The organism is Actinomadura geliboluensis (assembly GCF_005889745.1).
GTDB classification, from domain to species: Bacteria; Actinomycetota; Actinomycetes; order Streptosporangiales; family Streptosporangiaceae; genus Spirillospora; species Spirillospora geliboluensis.
Genome location: NZ_VCKZ01000134.1, coordinates 1 through 20,470 on the forward strand (window position 1 = coordinate 1; position 20,470 = coordinate 20,470).

The 20,470-nt window shown below is 73.2% G+C and carries 18 protein-coding genes; 15 read left to right on the top strand and 3 right to left on the bottom strand.

Annotated elements, in window-relative coordinates; genetic code table 11:
* Positions 1-28 precede the first annotated feature (28 nt).
* The 15 genes from ETD96_RS19255 to ETD96_RS46760 all read left to right on the top strand — a co-directional run bounded on the left by ETD96_RS19255 (position 29) and on the right by ETD96_RS46760 (position 15,303).
* Positions 29-838, top strand: coding sequence for an enoyl-CoA hydratase/isomerase family protein (locus tag ETD96_RS19255; protein WP_138637854.1), 810 nt, complete (start codon positions 29-31; stop codon positions 836-838).
* Between the two features lie 18 nt (positions 839-856).
* Positions 857-2,086: an acyl-CoA dehydrogenase family protein gene (locus ETD96_RS19260; protein WP_138637855.1), complete on the top strand. Its 1,230-nt coding sequence runs from the start codon at positions 857-859 to the stop codon at positions 2,084-2,086.
* Positions 2,087-2,122: 36 nt separating this feature from the next.
* Positions 2,123-3,250: an acyl-CoA dehydrogenase family protein gene (locus tag ETD96_RS19265; RefSeq protein WP_138637856.1), complete on the top strand. Its 1,128-nt coding sequence runs from the start codon at positions 2,123-2,125 to the stop codon at positions 3,248-3,250.
* Between the two features lie 23 nt (positions 3,251-3,273).
* A complete protein-coding gene (locus ETD96_RS19270) occupies positions 3,274-4,056 on the top strand; it encodes a crotonase/enoyl-CoA hydratase family protein (RefSeq protein WP_138637857.1) in 783 nt (260 codons plus the stop codon).
* Positions 4,056-4,841, top strand: coding sequence for an enoyl-CoA hydratase (locus tag ETD96_RS19275; protein ID WP_138637858.1), 786 nt, complete (start codon positions 4,056-4,058; stop codon positions 4,839-4,841). Before ETD96_RS19270 ends, ETD96_RS19275 begins: the two co-directional genes overlap by 1 nt.
* 32 nt (positions 4,842-4,873) lie before the next feature.
* Positions 4,874-6,274 carry a 4-hydroxyphenylacetate 3-hydroxylase N-terminal domain-containing protein gene (locus ETD96_RS19280; protein ID WP_138637859.1) on the top strand — a complete coding sequence of 467 codons (1,401 nt, stop codon included), beginning with the start codon at positions 4,874-4,876 and terminating at the stop codon, positions 6,272-6,274.
* 3 nt (positions 6,275-6,277) lie between these two features.
* Complete coding sequence (locus tag ETD96_RS19285) at positions 6,278-7,315, top strand: phosphotransferase family protein (protein WP_138637860.1); 1,038 nt, start codon at positions 6,278-6,280, stop codon at positions 7,313-7,315.
* 14 nt (positions 7,316-7,329) lie between these two features.
* Positions 7,330-8,583 carry an acyl-CoA dehydrogenase family protein gene (locus tag ETD96_RS19290; RefSeq protein ID WP_138637861.1) on the top strand — a complete coding sequence of 418 codons (1,254 nt, stop codon included), beginning with the start codon at positions 7,330-7,332 and terminating at the stop codon, positions 8,581-8,583.
* A gap of 105 nt (positions 8,584-8,688) precedes the next feature.
* Positions 8,689-9,012, top strand: a complete 324-nt coding sequence (locus ETD96_RS19295; RefSeq protein WP_138637862.1) for a histone-like nucleoid-structuring protein Lsr2 — start codon at positions 8,689-8,691, stop codon at positions 9,010-9,012.
* A 380-nt stretch (positions 9,013-9,392) separates the two neighbouring features.
* Positions 9,393-10,754, top strand: coding sequence for a M20/M25/M40 family metallo-hydrolase (locus ETD96_RS19300; protein WP_138637863.1), 1,362 nt, complete (start codon positions 9,393-9,395; stop codon positions 10,752-10,754).
* Between the two features lie 123 nt (positions 10,755-10,877).
* Positions 10,878-12,065: an acyl-CoA dehydrogenase family protein gene (locus ETD96_RS19305; protein WP_138637864.1), complete on the top strand. Its 1,188-nt coding sequence runs from the start codon at positions 10,878-10,880 to the stop codon at positions 12,063-12,065.
* A gap of 29 nt (positions 12,066-12,094) precedes the next feature.
* A complete protein-coding gene (locus ETD96_RS19310; protein ID WP_205719350.1) occupies positions 12,095-12,760 on the top strand; it encodes a GntR family transcriptional regulator in 666 nt (221 codons plus the stop codon).
* 112 nt (positions 12,761-12,872) lie between these two features.
* Positions 12,873-13,751 (top strand): helix-turn-helix domain-containing protein, encoded by an 879-nt coding sequence (locus tag ETD96_RS19315; RefSeq protein ID WP_138637866.1) that lies wholly within the window; start codon positions 12,873-12,875, stop codon positions 13,749-13,751.
* Between the two features lie 162 nt (positions 13,752-13,913).
* Entirely contained in the window at positions 13,914-14,474 is a 561-nt protein-coding gene (locus ETD96_RS19320) for a papain-like cysteine protease family protein (protein ID WP_138637867.1), read from the top strand.
* A 619-nt stretch (positions 14,475-15,093) separates the two neighbouring features.
* A complete protein-coding gene (locus ETD96_RS46760) occupies positions 15,094-15,303 on the top strand; it encodes a sigma factor-like helix-turn-helix DNA-binding protein (protein WP_240807865.1) in 210 nt (69 codons plus the stop codon).
* 209 nt (positions 15,304-15,512) lie between these two features.
* Here the strand turns inward: ETD96_RS46760 and ETD96_RS19335 are convergent, their stop codons facing one another.
* From ETD96_RS19335 to ETD96_RS19345, 3 genes are all read right to left on the bottom strand, one after another.
* Complete coding sequence (locus tag ETD96_RS19335) at positions 15,513-18,677, bottom strand: Tn3 family transposase (RefSeq protein ID WP_138637869.1); 3,165 nt, start codon at positions 18,675-18,677, stop codon at positions 15,513-15,515.
* A 278-nt stretch (positions 18,678-18,955) separates the two neighbouring features.
* Positions 18,956-19,531 (bottom strand): TerD family protein, encoded by a 576-nt coding sequence (locus ETD96_RS19340; RefSeq protein ID WP_138637870.1) that lies wholly within the window; start codon positions 19,529-19,531, stop codon positions 18,956-18,958.
* 154 nt (positions 19,532-19,685) lie between these two features.
* A complete protein-coding gene (locus ETD96_RS19345) occupies positions 19,686-20,372 on the bottom strand; it encodes an acyl-CoA dehydrogenase (protein ID WP_240807866.1) in 687 nt (228 codons plus the stop codon).
* Positions 20,373-20,470 lie beyond the last annotated feature (98 nt).

A 20,470-nucleotide genomic window follows, 5' to 3' on the forward strand; every position in this document is an offset into this window, starting at 1 on the left:
CCATCCCTCCCGGCATCCAGGAGCAGCCATGACCACGCTGGAGCTGAGCACTCCCGAGCCGGGCATCGCCCTGCTCACCCTGTCCCGTCCCGAGCGGCTCAACGCGCTCTCGGCGGAACTGCTGGACGATCTCCACCGCACGCTCGACGAGGTCGCCGCCGACCCCGCGACCAGGGTCCTCGTCCTCACCGGGGCGGGCCGCGGGTTCTGCGCGGGCCTCGACCTCACCGCCTACGACCTCGCGACCCAGAACACCCGCGAGCGGCCGGACTCGCCCCAGCAGCGGCTTCGGCTCCAGCGGCACATCGCGGCCCTGGTGCCGAAGCTGCGGGCGATGCCGCAGCCCGTGATCGCGGCCGTCAACGGGCCGGCGGCGGGCGGCGGGCTGGCGCTCGCGCTCGCCTCGGACGTCCGGATCGCCGGGGAGTCGGCCCGCTTCAACGTCGCGTTCGTGCGGATCGGCCTGTCGGGATGCGACATCGGCGTGAGCTGGATGCTGCCGCGGCTGATCGGGGCGTCCCGCGCGTTCGAGCTGATGCTCACCGGCCGCATCATCGACGCCCCGGAGGCCGACCGCATCGGGCTGGTGACCCGGGTCGTCCCGGACGGGGACCTGCTCGGTTCGGCGCTGGAGACCGCCCGCGCCATCCGCGCCAACAGCCCGATGGGGGTCCGCATGACCAAGGAGGTCATGTGGAGCCAGCTGGAGATCGGCAGCCTCCAGGCCGGCATCGACCTGGAGAACCGGACCCAGATCCTGACCTCCTTCACCGCGGACCACGGCGAGGCGGCCGCCGCCTTCCTGGCCCGCCGCCCGCCCCTGTTCCATGACCGCTGACCGCCCGAGGAGGCCGGAATGACCACCACCGCCCCCGGCGACGCGCGGGCCGACGAGGACTCGCCCGAACGCCGGCGCGTCCTCGACGCCGCGCGGGCCGTGCTCGACCGCACCCCGCCCGGGTCCACCCCGCGGCGGGAGTTCCTCGAAGCCTGCTTCGACGCGGGCCTCGCGTGGGTCCAGTTCCCCGAGGGGCTCGGAGGGCTCGGCGTGGAGCCGGGCCTCCAGGCGGCGGTGGACGCCGTCCTGCAGAGCGCCGGCGGACCGGTGCCGTTCGACCTCAACCCCATGGGCTACGGCATGGCGGGCCCGACCGTGATGGCCCACGCGAGCTGGGAGCTGAAGGAGCGCCTCCTCCGCCCGCTCTACGTCTGCGACGAGATCTGGTGCCAGCTGTTCTCCGAGCCCGGCGCGGGCTCGGACCTCGCGGGGCTCGCGACCCGGGCCGTCCGGGACGGCGGCGAATGGGTCGTCAACGGGCAGAAGGTGTGGACCAGCAACGCCCACAAGGCCAAGTGGGCGCTGCTGCTCGCCCGGACGGACCCCGGCCGGCCCAAGCACCGGGGGCTGACGTACTTCGTCCTGGACATGGAGGACCCGGGCGTCGAGGTCCGGCCGCTGCGGCAGATGACCGGCGAGGCCGAGTTCAACGAGGTCCACCTGCGCGACGCCCGCATCCCCGACTCCCACCGGCTCGGCGACGTCGGCGACGGCTGGCGCGTCGCCATGACGACGCTGATGAACGAGCGCAACGCGATCGGCGGCGGCTCCAGCATCCGCGGTACCGGCTCGATCGGCTCGGCGCTGCGGCTGTGGCGGGAGCGGGCGGACCTGCGGACCCCCGTCCTGCGCGCCCGGCTGCTGGAGCTGTTCGCCCGCGCGGACGCCGCGCGGCTGACCGGCGACCGGCAGCGGGTGGAGCAGGGGGACCGGCCCGCCGGCGCGGAGGGGTCGATCGGGAAGCTCACCGGAGCCGAGCTGAACCAGGACGTCTACGAGTTCTGCATGGACATGCTCGGGCCCGAGGCGGCGCTCTACAGCGGCTATGACGCGGCCCCCTCCGGCGAGCAGCGGGACGGGGCGGACGGGGAGGACCTCGCTCGCAAGTTCCTGCGCTCGCGCGCCAACACCATCGAGGGCGGCACGTCCGAGGTGCTGCGCAACGTCATCGGCGAGCGGCTGCTGGGCCTCCCCGGCGACCTGCGCGCCGACACCGGCAAGCCGTGGCGGGAGGTGCCCCGTGGCTGAGGCGGCGGGCACCGCGCCGGGCGGGAGGGAGCTGTGATGGAGTTCGCGTTCACCGAGGAGCAGCGGGCGCTGCGGGACCTGACCCGGTCCATGGCGGAGCGCACCTGGACCGATGACGCCGTCCGCGCGCAGTTGTGGACGTCGTCGGGGTTCGACCGCGAGGCGTGGCGGGTCCTGGGCCGCGACCTCGGCGTGCTGGGGCTCGCCCTGCCCGTCGAGGCGGGCGGTGACGGCGGCGGGACGGTCGCGCTCGCCATCGTCGCCGAGGAGCTGGGACGCGTCCTCGCCGGGGTGCCGCTGCTCGGCTGCGTCGCGCTCGCCGCGACCGCGCTGGCGCGCTCGGGCGCTCCGGAGGCGCCCGGCCTCGTCTCCGGGATCGTCTCCGGCGAGACCGTCGCGAGCCTGGTGGCCACCGACGCGCGGGGCGCCTGGGCACCCGCCCGGACCGGCATCACCGCCACCGGCGGACCGGACGCCCCCGTACTCAGCGGCACCGTCTCGCACGTCCTCGACGCCGTCGCCGCCGACCTCTTCGTGGTCGTGGCCGAGGCAGACGGCGACCCGGCGCTGTTCCTCGTCGACGCGGGAGCGCAAGGGCTGTCCGTGGAGCCGCTGACCACGCTCGACCAGACGCGCCGCCTCGGCCGGGTGCGGCTCGACGGGACGCCCGCACGCCCCCTCGGGGACGCCGGGGCGTCCGCGCTCGACGCCGTCGCGGCGGCCCGCGACGTCGGCGCGGTCGTCCTCGCGGCCGAGGCCGTCGGCGCCAGTGCACGGCTGCTGGCGATGAGCGTGGAGTACGCGTCCACCCGGCTCCAGTTCGGGCGGCCGATCGGGTCCTTCCAGGCCGTCAAGCACCGGTGCGCTGACATGCACGTTGCGGTGGAGCAGTCCCGGTCGGCGGCCTACCACGCGGCCTGGTCGCTGGACGACCCGGGCCTCGACGACCCGCGGATCGCCGTCGACCTGGCCACCGTGCGGACGGCCGCCGACTATCAGGCGGTGGTCAAGAACCCCGTCCAGGTGCACGGCGGCATCGGCTTCACCTGGGAGCACTCCGCGCACCTCTACTACAAGCGCGCCGTCGGCGACGCCACGCTGCTCGGCGGCCGCGCCGCCGCGGCCGAGCGGCTGGCCGCGTCCGTCCTCGACGCCGCGTCCTGACCCGTCCACGACCAGGGAGCACCATGACCACCGAAGCACAGCCCGCCGCCGAGGTGCACGTGGAGGCCGACGGCGGCGTCCTCGTCATCACCATCGACCGCCCCGGCGCCCGCAACGCCGTCAACGAGAACGTCGCGCGCGCCGTCGCCGGGGCCGCCGACCGGCTCGACTCCGATCCCGCGCTCCAGGCCGGCGTCATCACCGGCGCCGGCGGCACCTTCTGCGCGGGGATGGACCTCAAGGCGTTCGTCCGGGGCGAGCACCCCGTGGTGGAGGGGCGCGGCTTCGCCGGGCTCGTCCAGCGGCCGCCGCGCAAGCCGCTCATCGCCGCCGTCGAGGGCTACGCGCTCGCGGGCGGCTTCGAGATCGTGCTGGCCTGCGACCTCGTCGTCGCCGCCCGGGGCGCGACGTTCGGCATCCCCGAGGTGAAGCGGAGCCTCGTCGCGGCCGGGGGCGGGCTCCTGCGCCTGCCGCGCCGCGTCCCCTACCACGTGGCGATGGAGCTGGCGCTGCTCGGCGACCACATGAGCGCGGCGCGGATGAGCGAGCTGGGCCTGGTCAACCGGCTCGTGGACGACGGCGAGGCGCTCGGCGCGGCCCTCGGGCTGGCCCGGGAGGTCGCCGCGAACGGCCCGCTCGCGCTCGCCGCCAGCAAGCGGATCATCGTCGAGTCGGCGGGCTGGGGCGAGGAGGAGTCCTGGATCGAGCAGGACAGGATCGCCCGGCCCGTGGCGGGGTCCGCCGACGCGCGCGAGGGCGCCACCGCCTTCGCGGAGAAGCGTCCCCCGGTGTGGCAGGGGCGCTGATGAACGACATCCTCCTCCTCGACCGCGCCGACGGCGTCGCCACGGTGACCCTCAACCGGCCCGAGGCGCGCAACGCCCTCAGCGCAGCGCTCATCACCGCGTTGCGCGCCACCATGCGGGCCCTTGAGGACGACGACGAGGTCCACGCCATCGTCCTCACCGGGTCCGACCCCGCCTTCTGCGCTGGCCTGGACCTCAAGGAGCTCGGCAGCTCGGGGGAGAACCTCCGGCTCGGCCAGGAGGACGACGAGGAGCCGTCCCCGTACCCGTGGCCGGTGCCGTCGAAGCCGGTGATCGGCGCCGTCAACGGCGTCGCGGTCACCGGCGGGCTGGAGCTGGCGCTGAACTGCGACATCCTCATCGCCTCCGAACGGGCCCGGTTCGCCGACACCCACGCCCGCGTCGGCGTGCTGCCGGGCTGGGGGCTGTCGGTGCTGCTGCCCCGGCTCGTCGGCCGGCAGACGGCCCGCCGCATGAGCCTGACCGGCGACTTCGTCCCCGCCGCCGAGGCCCTCCGCGCCGGCCTCGTCACGGAGGTAGTCGCGCACGGAGACCTCCTCCCCGCGGCGCACCGCGTCGCCCGGACGATCGCCGGCAACGACCGCGACGCCGTGCGGACCCTGCTCGACTCCTACCGGCGCATCGAACTGGCCGAGATCGCGGACGGCTACGGCATCGAGGGCCGGACGTCCCGCGACTGGCTGGCCCGCGGCTTCACCCCCGCGTCCGTCGAGGAGCGCCGCAAGGCGATCGTCGACCGGGGCCGCGCCCAGACCGCCACCTGACCCGCGCGCAGAACGAGAGGAACGGCCCGAGCATGCTCACCGGCGACCAGTACAAGGCCAGTCTCGACGACGGCCGCAGCACCTACTTCGAGGGAGAGAAGGTCACCGACCTCCCCGGCCACCCGATCCTCGGCACCGTCGTGCGGAACATCGCGGACGGCTACGACTGGCTGGCGCTCAAGGCCGTGGACGGCGTCAGCCCCCTCAGCGGCATCCCGGCCACCGTGGACCAGCTCCGCGAGAAGGTCGGGCTCGTCCACAGCGCGGGCATGATGGCGCACGTCAACTACACCTCGCTGATGACGCTGACGACGGCGGCGGGACGGCTGGCGCGGAGCAGCCCGCAGTACGTCGAACGCATCCGCGCCTACGTGGACGACGCGCAGGCCCGCGACATCCGCGTCACGCAGTGCATCACCGACGCCAAGGGCGACCGCTCGCTCCCGCCGGCCCGGCAGGACGACCCGGACGCCTACGTCCGCGTGGTCGACCGCTCGCCCGACGGCGTCGTCATCCGCGGCGCCAAGCTGCACATCACCGCGGCGTCGTTCGGCCACGAGCTGATGACGATCCCGACCAAGGCGATGAAGCCGGGCGAGGAGGACTACGCGTTCGCGGCGGTGATCCCCGTCAACGCCCCCGGAGTGAAGATCATCAACACGACGTACGCGCCCCGGCACGCCGACGCGCGGTCGTTCCCGATGTCGGGCGGCGAGCACTTCCCGGAGGGCTTCGTCATCTTCGACGACGTGTTCGTCCCCCGCGAGCGCGTGTTCCTCGACGGCGAGGTGGCGAGCGCGGCCGTCTTCGCCCACTCCCTCGGGCTGTGGGAGCGGCTCGGCGGCCTCACGTCCATGGCGGACGGCGCCGACGTGCTGGTCGGGTTCGCGCAGCTGATCGCCGAGGCGAACGGCCTGCAGCGGGTCGGGCACGTCCGCGAGAAGATCGCCGAGATGATCATCCACGCGACCGTGGTGCGGGCCTGCCTGGAGGCCGCGCTGACCCACGCGGAGGCGGGCGAGTTCGGCGCCGTCTTCCCCAACGAGCTGTACACCAACGCCGGCAAGTACACCGGGGCCACCGAGTACACCGCCATGGTGCGGCACCTGCACGACATCGCCGGCGCCGCGGTCGTCACCGCGCCGTCCATCGCGGACCTGCAGAACCCCGAGGTGGGGCCGCTGGCGCGCAAGTACATGTCGACCCGGTCGGACGTGGACGGCGAGTACCGCACCCGGCTCTTCCACGCGATCCGCGACCTGACCGCCGACTCCTACGGCGGATGGCGGCAGGTCACCAACGTCCAGGCGGGCGGCGGCCTGTACGCGCAGCGCATCGTCACCCGCAAGCACTACGACGTCGAGGCCGCCAAGCGGGCGGCGCTGCGGGCCGCCGGCCTCGCCGCCGACCCGGCGCCGAGCCGCGGCGTCTGACCCGTGGGCACCGGCGCACCGCCCGGGATCGACGCCGGCGCGCTCACCGGATGGTTCGGCGAGGCGCTCGGCGTCCCCGGCCCGCTCGCGTTCACGCTGATCGCGGGCGGCCGCTCCAACCTCACCTACCGGGTGGACGCCCCGGACGGGCGCGCGTTCGCGCTGCGCAGGCCCCCGACGGGCGACCTCCTGCCGACGGCCCACGACATGGAGCGGGAGTGGCGCATCGTCACCGCGCTCGGCCGCAGCGCCGTGCCGGTGCCGCGCACCCGCGGGCTCTGCGCGGACCCGGCCGTCACCGGCGCCCCCTTCTACGTCATGGACTTCGTCGACGGGACCGTCCTCGACTCCGACGCGGCCGCCGCCGGGCTGCCGCCCGACGCCCGGGACCGGTTCTCGCGGCAGTGCGCTGAGGTCCTCGCGGCGATCCACGAGGTGGCCCCGGCGGACGCGGGCCTCACCGTCCGTCCGGGCGCGGAGCCCTACGTGACCCGCCAGCTCCGCCGGTGGACGGCGCAGGTGGAACGGGTCGCCGCCCGCACCGGCGGCGACGACCCCGCCGCCCGCGACCTCGCCGAGGTGCGCGGCCTGCTGGCGGCCCGGACGCCCCCGCAGCGCTGGACGGGCGTCGCGCACGGCGACTTCCGCCCCGGCAACATGATCGTCCGCCCGGACGGGACGGTCGCCGCCGTCCTCGACTGGGAGCTGTGCACCACCGGCGACGTCCTGGCCGACCTCGGCTGGCTGACGGCCTGGTGGCACACCGGCGACACGGTCGGCTGGGGCCCGTCCCGGCTCCCCGGGTTCCTCGACCGCGACGCGCTGGCGCGGTGCTACGCCGAGACGACCGGCCGCGACGTGTCGGACCTGCCGTTCTTCGAGGCGTTCGCGCTGTGGCGGCTCGGCTGCATCGGCCACGGCGTCCACGACCGGTACCGCGGCGGCGCGATGGACGCCCCCGCCGAGCCGCTGGAGGCGCTCGAACGGCGGCCGCGGGACCTGGCCGCGATCGCCCGTGACATCCTCCTCGGACGCGCGTGAGACAGGAGACCCGCATGGACTTCGAGATCCCCGAGCAGACCCGCGACCTGCTGGACGCCCTGGACGCCTTCATCGAGCGCGAGATCGTCCCGCTGGAGGAGGCGGACGACAACCGCCGCTTCTTCGACCACCGCAGGGAGTGGGCCCGGACCGACTTCGAGCGCGGCGGCGTCGCCCGCCCCGAGTGGGAGGAGCTCCTCGCCGAGGCGAAGCGCCGCGCCGACGCCGCCGGGTTCTACCGGTACAGCCTCCCGGCCGAGCTGGGCGGGCACGGGGGCAGCAACCTGGAGATGGCGGTGATCCGCGAGCATCTGGCGCACCGCGGGCTTGGCCTGCACAACGACCTGCAGACCGAGCACTCCGTCGTCGGCAACCTCGTCTTCGTCGAACTGCTGCACCGGTTCGGGACGCCCGAGCAGCGGGAGCAGTTCGTGGAGCCGTCCGTCCGGGGCGAGAACGGCCTGGCGTTCGCGCTCACCGAACCCGAGCACGGCAGCGACGCCACCTGGATGTCGACGCGCGCCGTCCGCGACGGCGGCGACTGGGTCATCAACGGCACCAAGCGGTTCAACACGCTCGGCGCGGCGACGACCCACGACGTCGTCTTCGCCCGCACGTCCGGCGAACCCGGGCAGGCCGAGGGCATCACCGCCTTCATCGTGCCGCTCGACGCCCCCGGCTTCGACGTCCCCTACTACTGGTGGACGCTCAACATGCCCACCGACCACGCCGAGGTGACGCTGGACGACGTCCGCGTGCCCGCGTCGTCCATCCTCGGCGAGGAGGGGCAGGGGCTCGCGGTCGCGCAGACGTTCGTCCACGAGAACCGCATTCGCCAGGCCGCCAGCGGCGTGGGCGCGGCCCAGTTCTGCATCGACCGCTCCGTCGCCTACGCGCGCGAGCGCACCACCTTCGGCCGGCCCCTCGCGTCCCGCCAGGCCATTCAGTGGCCGCTCGTGGAGCTGCACACGGAGGCCGAGATGGTGCGGACCCTGATCCACAAGACCGCCCAGCGGCTGGACGAGGTGCACGCCGCCGGCGAGCCCGCGGTCACCATCGGGCACCTGGTGTCGATGTGCAACTACCGGGGCAACCGGCTGGTCTGCGAGGCGGCGGACCGCGCGATGCAGGTGCACGGCGGCATCGGCTACACGCGCCACGAGCCGTTCGAGCACATCTACCGCCACCACCGCCGCTACCGCATCACCGAGGGCTCCGAGGAGATCCAGATGCGCCGCGTGGCGGGCCGCCTGTTCGGCTACCTGTGACCGCGTCCGGGCCGGGCGGCGCGCGCCTTTCCCCGGCGGATCGCCGAGGGCCCGAATCGGCTACGGTCGGGGGCACCGAATAACACGACAAGACGGGGAACGCACGTGGCACAGAAGGTTCGCATCATCATGACGGACGACCTCGACGGCGGCGAGGCCGCCGAGACGGTGTCGTTCGCCATCGACGGCAGGACGTACGAGATCGACCTCAGCGAGGACAACGCCCGCAAGCTCCGCAGCACGCTGCACAGCTACATGGAGAGCGGCCGCCGGCTCAAGGGCACCCGGGGCGCCGCTCCGGCCCGCGCGGGTCAGGCCCGGGAGCGCGGCGCCGAGATCCGGCAGTGGGCGAAGGAGCAGGGCATCGAGATCAACGAGCGCGGGCGCATCCCCGCCACCGTCATCGCCCAGTACGAGGCGGCGCACTGACGACCGCCCGCGAACGGGCGGCGCACCGGCGCGCACCGGCCCCTCCGGCCGGTCGATGCCGGTGCGCGTGACGCGTTGGAATTCGGCCGCGCGGCGTCTTCGCGGGCGACGGTGCCGGGGTGCGGTGCCGGGGCATGGGGCCGGGATCTCTTTTCGGCGACGTGATCATCTGGCCGTTCCGGGGAATGGTGACAGGGTGATCGGCCGCACGGTGGCTGATCACGTTCCGGTTGCGGGTTATCTCGCCATTCTTGTTAACGGAGAGGCTTTTTCGTAGGTTCGCCCGAACGGGGGTGAAAGGTCCTTGTCGTGCCGCGTCTGTCCGGTTCGCGATCCGGACCGGGCGGGGGCGGCGCCCGAGCTCCCTGAGGAGACGCCACATGTCCGAGGTCAAACGCCGTGATCTGCTGGCCGGAGTCGCCGCCCTCACCGGGTTCGCGACGGTCGGCCTGCTGCCCGGCACCGCCGCCGCCGCGACCCGGCAGCGGCCCGGTGCCGCCCGGCCGCCCTCCCTCACCGTCGGCGACCGGGCCGTGGTCGCCCGCGTCGACGCGCGCCGGGCGCTGCGGCACCTGCGGGTGCTCAGCGACGAGATCGGCTGGCGCATCGCCGGCACTCCTTCCGAGCACCGTGCCGCCCACTACATCGCCGGGCAGCTGCGCGACCTGGGGTACACGGTCGAGCTGCAGCCCTTCCCGGTCGCCGACAAGTACCTGGCGGAGATCCGCGCCGAGGGCGAGCGGCTCTGGCAGTGCAGCGCGTCCCCGCAGGGCGCCGTCGCCCCCGCCGCCGGGACGGTGGTGGACGTCGGCCCGGCCACCGAGGTCACCGGGGACGTGCGCGGCAAGCTCGTGCTGTTCGACCGCGTCACCGGCCAGGAGACCGGGCAGGCCAAGTCGGCGGCGGACGCGGGCGCCGCGGCGGCGCTCATCGTCAACGCGCGCTCGACCACCTACCCGGAGCGCAAGCCCAGCGCCTTCGTCCCGAACCTCAAGGAGCCGGTCGCGATCCCGGTGCTGGGGCTGGCCGGGTACCACGGCGAGCGGATCCGGGCCGGTGCCCGGAGCCTGTCGTTCGAGGTCGCCCATCACGCCGGGCTCACCTCGTACAACGTCCTGGCGGAGCGACGGGCCACGCTGCCCAACCCCGGGGGCAAGGCCGTCATCGTCAGCGCGCACTACGACAGCGTCCCCGGCTCGCCCGGCGCCAACGACGACGGCAGCGGCACCGTGCTGTGCCTGGAGCTGGCGCGCGTCCTGAAGCGGCTGCCCACCCAGCAGGCCGTGCGGATCTGCCTGTGGGGCGCGGAGGAGAGCGGCCTGGTCGGCGCCCGGCACTACGTGAAGGAGCTCGACGAGGCGGAGGTCGGGCGGATCACCGGCTGCTTCCAGAACGACATGGTCGCCACCAGCCATCCGCCGGCGGGCACGTACTGGCTGCTGTCGGTGGACGGCGCCGACAACACCACCACGGCCGCGGTGAACGCCGCCGCGCGCCGCCTCGGGTACGCGGGCCAGACCGAGGGGCCGACCGCGCGCGGCTCCAGCGACCACGAGGCGTTCTACGAGCGCGGCATCCCTGCGGGCAACTTCAGCTGGCGCGGCGGCGAGGCGCCGAGCCAGCTGGAGCCGATCTACCACACCCCCGAGGACACGATCGCCGACAACATCAGCCTGGAGCGGCTCCAGGTCTCCCTCGAACTGATCGGCTGCGCCGCCTACGACGTGGCGCGCCGCAAGTAGGGGCCGCGCGTGCCCGCCGCCCGCGTCCGGGCGGCGGGCTCTTTTTGGCGGGGCGCCCGGATGTGTGCGACCATCGGTTCTTCGATTTTCGAAGATTCTGCGTCGCGAGGGGATGTGACGGCCATGACCAGCGCGTCCGACCGGGCGGTGGAGCTCCGCCCCCTGGACTTCCTGGACATCGACGGCCTGCTGTCGGACGAGGAGCGCGACATCCGCGACACCGTCCGCGGCTTCGTCGAGGACCGGGTCGTCCCGCACGCCGGCGACTGGTTCGAGGAGGCGTCCATCCCGCGCGGGCTGCCGCGCGAGCTGGGCGCGCTGGGCGTCCTCGGCATGCACCTGGAGGGGTACGGCTGCGCGGGCACCAGCGCGACCGCCTACGGCCTGGCCTGCATGGAGCTGGAGGCGGGCGACAGCGGGGTGCGCAGCATGGTGTCCGTCCAGGGGTCGCTCGCGATGTTCGCGATCTGGCGCTGGGGCTCGGAGGAGCAGAAGCGGCGGTGGCTGCCGGGGATGGCGACCGGGGAGACCGTCGGCTGCTTCGGCCTGACCGAGCCGGACGCGGGCTCCGACCCGGGCGCGATGCGCACCCGCGCGCGCCGCGACGGCGGCGACTGGATCCTCGACGGCCGCAAGATGTGGATCACCAACGGCTCGATCGCGGACGTGGCCGTGGTGTGGGCTCGCACCGACGAGGGCGTCCGCGGCTTCCTCGTCCCGGCCGGCACGCCGGGGTTCAGCGCGCCGGAGATCCGCAAGAAGCTGTCGCTGCGGGCCTCGATCACCTCCGAGCTGGTGCTGGACGGCGTCCGGCTGCCGGCGGACGCCGTCCTGCCCGAGGTGTCGTCCCTGCGGGGCCCGCTGTCGTGCCTGAACGAGGCCCGCTACGGCATCGTGTGGGGCGCGGCCGGGGCTGCGCGCGCCTGCTTCGAGGCCGCGCTGAAGTACGCGGGGGAGCGCACGGCGTTCGGCAAGCCGATCGCCGGAACCCAGATCCAGCAGCAGAAGCTCGCCCACATGGCGCTGGAGGTCAACCGCGCGACCCTGCTCGCCCTGCACCTCGGCCGGCTCAAGGACGCCGGGCGGCTGCGTCCCGAGCAGGTCAGCATGGGCAAGCTCGGCAACGTCAACGCCGCGCTGGACGTCGCCCGGAGCGCCCGCCAGGTGCTCGGCGCCAACGGGATCTCCCTGGAGTACCCGGTGATCCGGCACATGAACAACCTGGAGTCGGTCGTCACCTACGAGGGGACGGCGGACGTCCACGCCCTCGTCATCGGCGGCGCCCTGACGGGCGTCCAGGCGTTCCGCTGACCGGCGCGCCCGCGGCTATGCTCGGCCCGGTGAAAGATCCCCGCGCCACGGTGCCCACGGCCCAGCAGCACGCCGTCGACGCGCTGCGCCGCCGCATCGCGTCGGGGGACGTCCGGCCCGGCGAGCGGGTCAACCAGGAGGACATCGCCGCGCAGGTCGGGCTGAGCGTCGCGCCGGTGCGGGAGGCGCTGCGCGTCCTCGCCGAGGAGGGGCAGCTCACCTACCGGCCCCGGCGCGGGTACGTCGTCACCGAACTCCAGTACGAGGACCTCAGCGAGATCTACGAGCTGCGCAAGATCCTGGAGGAGCGCGCGGCCCGGCACGCCCTCCCGATGCTGGACGACGCCGCGCTGCGGCGCATCGGCGAGGCCGCCCGCGCCTGCGCCGAGGCCGCCGCCGCCGGAGACGTCGCCGCCGAGCTGGCCGCCAACCGCGCGTTCCACTTCGCCGTCCTGGAGACGCCCGGCCAGCCCCACGTCCTGCGGCTGATCCGGCTGCTCTGGGACTCCACCGAGGTGTACCGGGCCATGTACTACAACGACCCGGCGGAGCGCGCGGCCTCGGTGGACGCGCACGACCGGATCATCGAGGCGGTCCGCGCCCGGGACGCCGACCGGCTCGTCCGCGAGCTGGACGCGCACCGGCAGCGCGCCCTGGACGTCCTGCGCGCCGTCCTGGCCCCCCAGGCCGGCTGACCGGCGCGCGACTCCTGGACTACTGGACGGCGACTCAGTACGTTCCTCACTGCTACCCCGGCCCCCGACGATCCCCAGTCGTCGGGCAGGTTCCCAGCAGGAGGATCCGGCGATGGCGGATTCGTTCGAAAGCGCGCTGCGGACGGCGATCCAGACGCGCGGGCTCGGGCTGGAACGGCTCCATGCCAGGCTCGCCGACCGCGGGATCCAGGTCAGCGTCGCGAGCCTCAGCAACTGGCAGCGGGGCCGGTGCCGCCCGGAGCGGGTGTCGGCCGTCCGGGCGCTGGAGGAGATCCTCGAAGTGCCGCCGGAGTCGCTGACCGCGCTGCTCGGGCCGCGCCGCCCGCGCGGCCGGTGGGCCCACAACGTGCCCGGCGCGCTGGCGTACCGCGACGTCAGCGAGGTGCACGCCAGCGTCGACCGGCTGCTCGGGCAGATCCGCAACCCGGTGGACGGCCAGCTGCGCTGGCTGAGCTGCGACGAGACCGTCCGCGTCGGCGCCGGCCGGGACGAGCGGTCGGTGCGCACGCGGGCGGTGTTCCAGGCGCGCACCGACGGCGTCGACCGGCACGTGGCCGTGTACCACTGCGAGAAGGAGATGCTGCCCGACATCCGCCGGGCGTCCCACTGCCGGCTCGGCCAGGTCCGCACCGACGCGGCGGCCGGGGTCACCGCCGTGGAGTTGCTGTTCGAGCGCCCGCTGCGGCGGGACGAGACCTGCATGGTCGACTACGAGTTCGGCTACAGCGGCGGCGGTCCCGAGGCGACCTTCTACCACCGGTGGTTCCGCCACCCCATGCACATGTACCTGCTGCACGTTCATTTCGAGCCGGACGCCCTCCCGGCCCGCTGCCACCGCGTCTGGCAGCCGAACACCGTGACGCCACCGACCGACGTGCGGGAGCTGCCGCTGTCGGACTGGCGCGCCGTCCACATGGCGGAGATCGAAGTGCGGCCCGGCGTGCACGGCATCCGCTGGGAATGGGACTGAACCGCCCTCTCGCACGCCGTTTCTAATTTATGGCCGCGTATACGTTGAAATGCCTCCGGGGTTGAAAGGGTTGTTTCGCGCCCGGTGCGGGACGACCATTCATTTGACGTTCTCCGGACGTCCGAACAGCCCCCCACCCCGTCCCCGGAGGAGTGCGTTTCCATGCAAGTTCGCTCCGGCCTGCGCGCCGCCGTGTGCGCGCTGGCCCTCGCCGCCGCGGCCGTGCCCGGCACCGCCGACGCGGCCGCCCTGCGGCTCGGCATCTCGATGCAGGCGCAGGAGATGTCCAACTGGTGCTGGGCCGCGTCCGGCAACACCGTGGCCGCCTTCATGGGCCGGAACTACACCCAGAACCAGTTCTGCAACCTCGCCTTCAACCGCTCGATCAACTCGTCCTGCCCGAACAGCCAGGCGACGCTCGCCGACGACCAGACCGCCTTCCGCAAGATCGGGATCAATCCCGGCAACTACGTGAACGCCCATCTCTACTACTGGGCGATCGTCCGCGAGATCGACGCGCGGCGGCCCGTGATAGCCCGCATCCAATGGACGAGCGGCGGCGGGCACATGGAGGTCCTGTACGGCTACGACGACAGTTCGAACATGGTCTATTGGGGCAATCCCTGGCCGTCGGACTACCGCTACAACTGGTCGGCGTACGACTACTACGTCAGCAACGGCACCTTCTTCTGGACCCATTCCCTCGACTACATCGGCGCATGAGGAGGCGTGAGATGAAACTGTTCACCGGTCTCGCATGGGAGCCTCCCAGGCGGCGCCCCGGACGCGCCGGCGATCGCCTCCGGCTCAGACAGGACCGGAGCCCCGCTCTTGCCGGGCGCCGATACCCGGGCGGCGCGGGCATATGCCGCCCCGCCCCCAATATCCACACAATGGCCGATCCGCAAGAGCGGGGACGAGCCCGCGCCGACTCGGAGGGGGCACATGAAAGACATCCGGGCCCCGCGTCCAGATGTGACTGGACTTCCTGGGTGAGTGAGGAGCAGCGGGCGTACCCCGATCCGGATGTCGGCCGACGGCCGGTCGTCGGTAACCGGTGCCGGCGGCGGAGTGCCGGGCCGCCACGGGGTTGCGGGCGCACGGTCGGCCGGGGCCGCCACCCGCAGCAGCCTCGCCAGCCGGGGAACCTTGGTGAACCGGCCGGTGTGGCAGGACGCGTTCGGGGTTGTCCACAGGGGCTCCGGTCCCGGCGGTTCCGGGGGGCGCCGGGACCGGTGACGCCGCGATCGCGGGCCATGCGGGCGGCGGTCGAAGGCCGCTACAGCCCGCAGGGCTGGGTACTTCACGACCGCGGCCGGCGCCTAGGGCGGCGGAGGGTGAGGTGTCGACCGACCAGGCCATCGCGCTGATCGCGGCGCTGCCTGGTGACCAGGCCGAAGCGCTGCTGCTCCGGGTGGTGCTCGGGCTGGACGCGACCGCGGCCGCGCGGGTCATGGGCACCAGCGCAGCGGCTGTGCACACCGCATCGGTGCGGGCGCTGAGCAACCTTGCTCAGGTTCTTCGGCACTGCGCGGGTCTCCCGCAGAACTAGAGGGGTTGCGCGAAGGAGGGACCTGCCGGGAACTCCACGCGCCCCGGCCCCGCTACCGCCCATGGCCGGCCGGCTGCTGCCCCAGGGCCTCCTGGGTGCTCGCGGAGCATGCGCAAAACGGTGACGGGCGAGTATCTGGCCCGGGCCGCCGAAGCCGCGGACCACGACTGAGGGCCGCCCGTGGCCTGGGCTGCCCGGCCCTACGGGCCCTACGGCCCGACCCCGGCGGCCGGGTCGCCGGGGTCGGGGGCCGCGGGGATGTCGCCGAGTTCGCGCAGGCCCTCGGCGGGCGCCGAGGGCGCGATGGAGTAGCGGCCCAGGCAGTTGAGGTGGGCGTGGCCGAGCGGGCTGAGCCGGGCGGCGTCGGCGTCGTTGACCGGGATCCCCTGGGCGCGCAGCCGGTCGACGGCGGCGGAAAGGTAGCGGGAGTTCCACAGCGCCACGGCGTTGACGACCAGGCCCAGCGCCGCTAGTTGATCTTCTTGGCCTTCTCGGTAGGGCTGGCGGATCTGGCCGCCTCCGGCGTGGCAGATCTTGCGGGCCAGGCGGTGCCGGGATTCCTGGACGGTGAGCTGCTTGTTCAGCGTGCGGCGGTAGCCGTCGTCGATCGGGTCCAGGATGTCCAGCAGGTGCAGGGTCTTGTCGATGCGGCCGTACTCGGCGAACGCCTGCCCGAGCGGGGTGGGGCGGCCGCCCCGGGAGAACATCCGCAGCAGGTCGTAGGCGCGGACCTGGTTGGTGACCAGCGAGCCGGCGACCCGGGTCATGTCCGACCACTGGGTGCAGATCCTGTGCCGGTTGATCTTGTTGCGGGCGATCGCCTCCAGCGGGCCGTATCCGGGGGTGGTGCCATCAGGCAGGTCGGCGCGCCAGAACCGCTGGTCGCCCAGGTCGGCGAAGCGGGGCGCGAATCGGTAGCCGAGCATGGAGAAGATCCCGAACACCATGTCCGAGTCGCTGGCCTGGTCGGTGGTGACCACCTCGGGTTTGGGGCCGGCGTCGATGTTGATGAGGGTGTCCAGGATGAACAGCGAGTCGCGCGGGGTGCCGGGCACGACCATCTGCCCGATGCCCATCACCTGGTCGTTGACGGCGTTCAGCAGCGTGATCCCGCGCTTGTAGCCGAAGTACTTGGGGGAGGGCCCGGCGTTGATGGTCTGCACGGGGACCACGAACCGCAGCCCGTCGACCGAGGCCAGCAGCCCGCCGCCCCACAGCGCCACGATCGGCACCTCGCGCTGCGCCTGGACCAGGACCGCGTTGGCCGCAGCGTGGGTCTCGGCCCGTACATAGTTCTGGTCCACGTGGGAGAGCCGACCGCGGGTCAGCGCCTGGTCCCCTTCCTTGATCACCGGTGTCAGCCCGACGTTGCACGCCTCGGCGATCAGCAGCGCCACCAGCGATCTGGGAAGGTCTTTCATACCGGTGGAGATGTCGGCCAGGTGCACGTAGGCGTCCAGGAACCCGGTCCAGGCGTGCACCTCCAGCAGCAGCTCGGGCAGATCGACCCGCGGCAGCATCGCCTGGCACGCGCCGCGCAGCCACCTCAGCGACGGGCTCTCGCCGAGCGCGCCGAGTTTCTCCACCGACAGCCGGGCGTGCCCGCCGGCGCCCTCTGGTGGGGCGACCACGCGGACCAGGGCGTCATCGCCGGCCTCTTCCAGGCGGGTGGCCATCTGCCGCCAGGCCGCGTCCAGTGCCAGGACCCGGCCGTCCAGATGGTCGCCGACCGGGTCGGTGAGCGACAGCGACGCCAGCACGTCCTCGCTGATCGCCTCCCACTGGCGCCCGTCCAGCAGGTGCGCGCGCGGGTCGGCCCACCGGTTGGACGGCGCCGCGAACACGTCCCGGACCTGCAGCGCACGAAACAGCGCCTCCAGCACGCACACCACGTAGGCGTCGCGGTCGACCGCCCTGACCGGCAGGTCGGGATTGGCGTACACCGGGCGCCTCCACGCCGCGGTCACCAGCGAGGCGTCGATCTCCCCCGGCAGCAGCGGCTTGCGCGACACCTGGCGGCGCGCCAGCTCCGGCAGCCGCCGCACCGCCGCCAGGACCTTGCGGCCGCCCGCCGCCGCGCCCAGGGCCTGCGACTCGCCCAGCAGCTTCAAGAACGGCCGCACGGTGCTGTACTTGTCCACCAGCGCCGCGCGCAGCGCCGCCTCCGCGGCGCCCTCCTCGACCGGGACGAGTTCCTCCACCGACGCAAACGCGGCCATCACCTGCTGCCGGGTGGTGCCGGCCTGATCGGTCACCGCCGCCCACAACGCCGCCACGTCCACCTCGGCGCCGACCTCGGCGGCCAGGTCGAGCTGCTCCACCAGCACCCGCCCCGCCTTCGACAGCAGCCGGGACGCCCGCTCCAGCCTCGGCAGCATCGCCAGCCGCTCGCCCGCCGACTTGCGGCGCGCCGGAGAGATCAACCGGGTGGCCATCAGCAGGGTGAACAGGTCCAGGGCGTCATCGATCGCCTCAGCCTCCAGGCTCCGGGTCACCGCCAGCAGCGTCGCGGTCTTGCGCGGCTCGCCCAGGCGAGCCAGCGCCGGCGCCTTGCTCCCCGCCCCGTACCGGGCGAGCGTCTTCATCCGCCGGACCGGCACCTTGCCCACCTGCACCCGGCCCAACTCCAACCCGGCCAGATCATCGACCCGTCGAAGCGCCCGCACCATCTCGGTCCCCGACTGCCGCTTGGGCGCCTGCCGTAACCGCTCCAGCTCCGAGACCCGCGCCCCGTCGGGGACCTCCAGCAGCCCCGCCAACGCCAGCGGCAACCCTGCTCCCGCCCGCTCGGCCTGGCGGGCCACCACCGCGTACATGCGCTCATCCGCGCGTTCGCGCACCCCACCCACCAGCCGCTCCAGCACCGTCACCCCCGGCAACAGCACCCGATGCCGACGCAGCCACGCCACCGACTGATCGAACAACGCCGTCGGGCCTTCCGCGTGCGTCCACGCACGCCCGTGCAGAAACGCCAGGAACCGCTTCGACACCTGGCGCGCCTCCCAGCTCTCCCGGTCCTCAAAGACGTGGAAGCCGTAGGCGTCCCTGATCATCCACGTGTGCTCATACGCCGTCTGCGCACGCACCGTGTACCTCTTGACCTGGGATGGATCACCGATCTCCAGTTGCTCGGCCAGGTAGTCCACCACCGGCCACGGCACGTCCAGAGGGTCGGCCAGGAACAGCCCCTTGTAGCGAACCGTCGCGATCTGCACGGCAACACCCAGGCGATGCGAATCGGCCCGCGACCGAGCGATCACATCCCGGTCGAACGCGTCCAGGAAGAAGAACTTCTCCAGCTCCGACTGTGTCGGCAGCTCCACGAACGACGTATACGCCGCTCTTTGCTCATCTGACAGAAACTCCGCAGGCATAGCCCCGCAAAGTAGGCCCGGCCCACCAGCGACTAACTCATAGTGACCAATACGTTACGAAGCGAACGTTCCAAGTGGCCAACTCTCAAGATCATTCTCAGCGCTAACGGCTGTCCGTAGGTTCCTCAACCCCGTGGTCCGCGCCGTCCGCGCCGAGTTCGTGCCCGAGGGGGTGGCGCCGGCCGCGTCGCTGGTCGAGGTGTCCCGGCTGGTCCGCGACGACCTGCTGGTGGAGATCGAGGCCCTGGCCGTCGTCCCCGCCGCGTCGGGACCTACGGTCAGACGTTCACGCCGAAGTCGGAGGCGATGCCCGACAGGCCGGAGGCGTAGCCCTGCCCGACCGCGCGGAACTTCCACTCGGCGCCGTTGCGGTACAGCTCGCCGAACACCATGGCGGTCTCGGTCGAGGCGTCCTCCGACAGGTCGTAGCGCGCGATCTCGCTGTTGTCGGCCTGGTTCACCACGCGGATGAACGCGTTGCGGACCTGCCCGAAGTTCTGCTGGCGGCCGTCGGCGTCGTAGATCGACACCGGGAACACGATCTTGGCGACGTCGGCCGGGACCGTGTTCAGGCTGACCTTGATCTGCTCGTCGTCGCCCTCGCCCTCACCGGTGAGGTTGTCGCCGGTGTGCTCGACCGAGCCGTCGGGGCTCTTGAGGTTGTTGAAGAACACGAAGTGCTGGTCCGACAGCACCTTGTTCTCCGCCGACACGAGCAGGGCGCTGGCGTCCAGGTCGAAGTCGGTCCCGGTGGTGGTCCGCACGTCCCAGCCCAGACCGACCACGACGGCGGTCAGTCCGGGGGCCTCCTTGGTCAGCGAGACGTTGCCGCCCTTGCTCAGACTGACTCCCACTGTTGTCTACCTCCGTATCGGACTGCGGGTGGATCCACCCGCGATCGGTCTGTCTTACGAGAACGGTAGCCATCCCCGCCCGGTTCCCCCGGGTCCTTGGAGAATTAGCGGCGCGGCGTGCCGTTTCGCATGATCCGAGCGTAGGGGACGGGGGTCAGGGGCCGGTGAGGAACGCGGTGGGCGCGGTGACGGGTGCGGGCAGGTCGAACGCGGCGGCCAGGTCCGCGGCCGCGGGCGCCAGCGCGTCGCAGGCGCGGCGGCGCGCCGCCCGCACGTCCTCCAGCGTGCCGGGCGGGGCGGCGCCCTCGTCGAGCAGGTCTGCGGCGCGGCGGTCCACGACGTTCAGGGCGTGCAGGTGCAGCACCCGCGCCAGCTCGGCGGGGCCGGCGGCCGCGGCGGCGGCGCAGATCTCCAGGACGATCCGGTCGGCGCAGGCGGCGGCGGTCCGCGCGGCCAGGGCCAGGTTGCCGTTCCAGGCGGTGAAGGCGTCGCCGCCGCCGCGCAGGGCGGTGTCGACGCGGTCCTGGAGCCGGTCGCGCATGCGCCGTTCGGCCTCGCGGAGCAGGAACAGCGGCGTCCGCGGCGAGTCGAGGCCGCCGCCGTCGGGCGGGGCGCCGCCGGGGTCGGGCGGGGTGTAGCGGTCGAGGGCGGCCATGGCGCGGGCGGTGTCGTAGAGGATCAGCTCGTTGTCGCCGCCGGCGTTCTGGTAGGCGTGGGCGAGGCCGCGGTAGGCGTTGAGGCGCTCGTCGGCGGCGAAGCCGGGCGCGCCGCTGTGCACCCGGCACGCCGACACCGTCTGCTGCGCAACTTCGGCCGCGAGAAGCACCCCGCCTGCCGTCACGCGTCTTCCTTGGTGAGGGACTTCTCGTACTTCGTCCGTCCGCTGCGGACGCCGCGGGTGACGGCGGCGGACATGCGGTCGCGCTGCGCGGACAGCAG